Source organism: Lacicoccus kunmingensis DSM 17847 (genome assembly GCF_059568765.1).
Genome location: NZ_JCANUC010000055.1, coordinates 1 through 1,067 on the forward strand (window position 1 = coordinate 1; position 1,067 = coordinate 1,067).

A 1,067-nucleotide genomic window follows, 5' to 3' on the forward strand; every position below is an offset into this window, starting at 1 on the left:
GACCATATTTCCGTTCTTGATAAACAGCATCGAAATACAATCTAATCAATCCAGTATGCGACCGCAAAACAGAGTTTATTATCTTCATGCTAGGCAAATTATGTTCAGCCCCACGAGTTTTAACAAATCTCCTTAACTCACGAATGTTTGCTAGTCCATTTTCATCAATCAAATCACAGACATCATTCAACATGTCGTCTTTGTCTTCGGCATCAAGCGTTATGTACCGATCAATATCAAAGTTGTTCAGCAGCTTAATGTCTTTCTTGTCATACACACGTTTCTTTTTAGCAATAGCATCTTTTGATTCATGAGTTAAATACAGATATATATTCTCCATGCTTTGAACTACAATTTGAACCATAGAAACACTCTTATCGCCCAAAATTTGTCTTACTTTTTTACGCACACTATCAGTGGTTACTGGATTTTTTGCTACATAAATTACATGATAGTGAGCCTTTTTATATTTTTGCCCTTCAACATCACTTAAATCTTTATCATGAAGTGGACTAATTGCAATCGGCAAACCAATTGATTCTAATTTCATTTCCCAATCTTCAGGGATAGATTCGGGGTATAATAAAAACGTGAAGTATCTTGCTTTATCTTTAGCCATAATGATATATTCACCTTACAAAAATGAGTTGTAAATTGAGCGTACCTTTCGCAGAGGCGCTCTTTTTTTATGCTCATTGATGCCCCTTCTTATGATTTTCTACAACATCATTCATATATCTCCGCACATCATAAGTCACAATTTTCCCTTGCTCCAACAAAGCTTGCTTATATTCAAAATACAACTCTTTGGGAATACGGATCGTTACACTTTGCATTTCTTCTTTTTCATTTTTTTGAGCCATAACAAAACCTTCTTTCTCATGTTTTTTTATTAGTATATAACATTATTCGGATGGAGTAAAGCATTACAGGGAAATACAAATTTCCGAAATTCAGCTGAAAAGTCGCTGAAAAGTCGCCGAGAACTCGCCCACCACAAACCCTTGTCCCACCTGGCTTCGTGCGGCTTTTTCGCTGAAATTGGCACTCGGCACTTAAAGGGGGGG

General features: G+C 36.4%; 2 protein-coding genes. Both read right to left on the minus strand.

The window, feature by feature from the left end; genetic code table 11:
• Positions 1-619 (minus strand): replication protein (locus BO48_RS16760; protein ID WP_496369277.1); only part of this gene is annotated, 619 nt, incomplete at its 3' end.
• 73 nt (positions 620-692) lie between these two features.
• Positions 693-863, minus strand: coding sequence for a hypothetical protein (locus tag BO48_RS16765; RefSeq protein WP_012477453.1), 171 nt, complete (start codon positions 861-863; stop codon positions 693-695).
• Between the last annotated feature and the right edge of the window lie 204 nt (positions 864-1,067).

Bases quoted from the DNA above. Each gene is read 5' to 3' on its own strand.
- BO48_RS16765 (WP_012477453.1), bottom strand. From the start codon at position 863: ATGGCTCAAAAAAATGAAAAAGAAGAAATGCAAAGTGTAACGATCCGT.